This window comes from Streptomyces turgidiscabies Car8, from assembly GCF_000331005.1.
In the GTDB taxonomy this organism is placed as follows: domain Bacteria; phylum Actinomycetota; class Actinomycetes; order Streptomycetales; family Streptomycetaceae; genus Streptomyces; species Streptomyces turgidiscabies.
The window spans coordinates 1-3,343 of record NZ_AEJB01000336.1 but is presented as its reverse complement, the minus strand read 5'-3'; the positions used below and the strand labels follow the sequence as shown (position 1 = coordinate 3,343).

The 3,343-nt window shown below is 70.0% G+C and carries 3 protein-coding genes and 1 pseudogene; all 4 read left to right on the top strand.

Annotated elements, in window-relative coordinates:
* Positions 1-86 precede the first annotated feature (86 nt).
* Positions 87-278, top strand: coding sequence for a DUF5372 family protein (locus STRTUCAR8_RS22630; protein WP_199791701.1), 192 nt, complete (start codon positions 87-89; stop codon positions 276-278).
* A 174-nt stretch (positions 279-452) separates the two neighbouring features.
* On the top strand, positions 453-944 hold the full coding sequence (locus STRTUCAR8_RS22625) for a helix-turn-helix domain-containing protein (protein ID WP_006374402.1): 492 nt from the start codon (positions 453-455) through the stop codon (positions 942-944).
* Between the two features lie 50 nt (positions 945-994).
* Positions 995-1,594 (top strand): annotated as a pseudogene (locus tag STRTUCAR8_RS55385) (recombinase family protein); the annotation flags it as partial.
* Positions 1,595-1,710: 116 nt separating this feature from the next.
* Positions 1,711-3,343, top strand: a 1,633-nt coding sequence (locus STRTUCAR8_RS22620) for a recombinase family protein (RefSeq protein WP_241784697.1), incomplete at its 3' end; no start/stop codon positions are given.

The window sequence follows — 3,343 nt, the reverse complement described above, 5'->3', positions numbered from 1 at the left end:
TGTGACGGTCACGCACCCGTTCCATCCGTGGCACGGCCGGTCGTACGCGTTCGTCGTGCGGGCGCAAGAACTGGGGCGAGGACCGCGTGTACTTCCGCGACGAGGCGGGAGAGGTGCTGTCCGCGCCGACGGCGTGGACCGATGCGGGCGGCGAGGACCCCTTCGTCGTCCTCGCGGCGGGCCGCAGCCCGTTCCGCACCGAGGATCTTCTTGCCCTGTCCGACCTGATCGACCATCTCGACGGCCGCGGTGCGAGTGCCCAGGAGATGACGCCGTGACTGCCTTGGGATTCACGCCGCAGTGGTGGGGGCGTGTCCGGCGCACGGTGAGCGAGACAGCGCACGCCATACCAACTGGCCTGCACAGATACGTGATCCGGTGCCTCTGTGCGCTCTTGGCTGTGGTCGGCCGCGACGCAATTCTTGAGGCAGCAGGCGAGCAAGGGAGGCGGCATGGCCGGCAACGCGACGAGCGATCCGAAAGAGGACGCGCTGAGGGCGACGCGGACGCTGAACCCGCGGCCGGAGGCCGTGGTCGATGTGGTGTTCACCGCCTCGCCGTTCTGCGATCCGCGGGATCTGGTGCAGGTGAAGTACGAGATGGTGCGCCGGGTGCGGGTGGACAAGGTGCCTGCGGCCCGGGCGGTGCGGGAGTTCGGGTTCTCCCGGCAGGTCTACTACGACGCCGTGGCCGCACTCGACGCGGGCGGTCCGGCCGCGCTGGTGCCGGGCAAGCCCGGCCCGAAGGGGCCGCGCAAACTCACCGACGAAGTGATGGAGTACGTCGAAACACGGCTGGCCGCCGAGCCGTCTCTGCGCTCGGGGGACCTGGCCGTCGCCGTCGCCGGCGAGTACGGCCTGAGTGTCCACCCGCGCTCCATCGAGCGGGCCCTGGCCCGACGCGCGGCCGCACGCACTCAGGAGTCCTCCAAAAGCTGCAGCTGACAGCCCTGCGACTACGGGACCCGCGGACGCCGCAGCGGCCACAGCCCGTTATGAGGAACTGCGGACCGCGGCGGCCGACGGCACGGGCGGCGGCTGGCGGCTGGGCTGGGGCGTGCTCGTCGGCAAGGGCATGGCCGCCTGGGCCGCGGCCTGGCGGTCCCTGCCCGAGCCTCGGGGCCGACCCGGCCACGAGAGGCAGGCGCCGGCCGGCTTGGCCCGCGACGGCGACGAACTCGTCCGGGTCCTGGCCGCGATGGCCCTGGCACATCTCCACCCGCCCGAAGAACGCACGCAACGAACGACACGAGAAGCACGAGGAGCGGACGGCATCCATGGACGCGACGGCCGCGGCGGGCAAGGTGACCCGCGAACATCTGCAGCGTGACGCCTACCTCTATATCCGGCAGTCCACCCTCAAACAGGTAATCAACAACACCGAGTCCACCCAGCGGCAGTACGCCCTGCGGGGCCGGGCCGTCGCGCTGGGCTGGGAACATTCCCAGATCGTCGTGATCGACACTGACCAGGGACAGTCCGGCGCTTCCGCCGAGGGCCGGGACGGCTTTCAGCGGCTGGTCGCCGAGGTCGGCATGGGACACGCCGGGATCGTCCTCGGCCTGGAAGTGTCCCGCCTCGCCCGCAACAACACCGACTGGCACCGGTTGCTGGAGATCTGCGCGCTGGCCGGCACGCTGATCCTGGACGAGACGGCCTCTATGACCCCGGGAACTTCAACGACAGGTTGCTCCTCGGCCTCAAGGGGACCATGTCAGAAGCGGAGTTGCACCTGCTCAAGGCCCGCCTTCGAGGCGGAGTACTGTCCAAAGCGAGGCGCGGAGAGCTGGTCCAGCCGCTGCCCGTTGGCCTCGTCTATGACCACGCCGAGCGGGTGGTGCTGGACCCGGACGCCTCCATCCAGCAGGCCATCCGGCATCTGCTGGCCACGTTCGCCGCGACCGGCTCCGCCTATGCCGTCGTCAAGACGTTCGCCGACGAGGGCCTGAAGTTCCCCCGCCGGATCCGCACCGGCCCGAACAAGGACGAGCTGACCTGGGGCATCCTGCAGCACCACCGGGTCCTGCAGATCCTGCACAACCCGCGCTATGCCGGCGCGTTCTTCTACGGACGCCGACATCAACGCCGCGGTCCGGGCGGCAAGACCATCAGCCACGTCCTGCCGCGCGAGGAGTGGACGGTGCTGATCACCGATGCCCATCCGGGCTACCTGACCTGGCCGGAGTTCGAGGCCAACCAGACCCGGCTCGCGGAACTCGCCGCCGCCCACGGCACCGACCGCAAAGCCTCCCCACCGCGGGAAGGCACCGCGCTGCTGCAGGGCATGGTCTCCTGCGGCAAGTGCGGCCGCCGGATGACCGTGCGCTACCAGCACTACAAAGGCACCGGAAAACCGATCTACCTCTGCCAGTTCGAAGGGATCCGCAACGCGGCCCCGATCTGCCAGACCATGGTCGGCGACCAGATCGACGCCGCCGTCGGCGAGCTGCTGCTGACCACCCTCACCCCGCTCACCCTCGAAGTCGCCCTGCGGGTGAGTGATGAGCTGGCCGCCCGCGCCGAGGAAGCCGACCGGCTCCGCGCATCCTGCGTCGAACGCGCCCGCTACCGCGCCGACCTCGCCAGGCGCCGCTACCTGGCCGTCGATCCCGCCAACCGGCTGGTCGCCGACACACTCGAAGCCGACTGGAACGACGCCTTACGCGAACTCGCCGATGCCACCGACGAGTACGAGCACGCGAAGAACACCGCCATTGGCCCGCTCTCGCCCGAGACCCGCGCAAAGATCACCGCGCTGGCCGCCGACTTCCCCCGGCTCTGGAACGACCCGGCCACCCCGATGCGGGAACGCAAGCGCATGCTCCGGCTCCTGGTCACCGACGTCACCCTCACCAAGACCGACCACATCACCGTCGGTGTCGTCCTGCGCGGCGGCCAGAGCCACCAGCTCACCCTGCCCCGCCCGCTGACCGCCTGGGAACTTCGCCAGACCGACCCCACTGTCGTCACAGCCCTCGACGAACTCCTCGAAGAGCACACCGACGCCCAGAGCGCCGACATCCTCAACGAGCGCGGCCTGCCCAGCGGCATGGGCCGACCCTTCACCCGCGGCATGATCGTCCACCTGCGCAACGCCTACCAGCTACGCAGCCACCGCCAACGCCTGCTCGACGCCGGGATGCTGACCGTCTCCGAACTCGCCCGCCACCTCGGCGTCCACTTCAGACCGTCAAGCACTGGCGCCGCGACGGCATCATCACCGGCGTCCTGGCCAACGACAAGGGCGAGTACCTCTACCCCCTGCCCGGCCCCAACCTGGTCCGGCCCGTCATCGGCCGGCCACGCCGACACGTCCTGGACCCCGAACACTCCGCAACGACCCG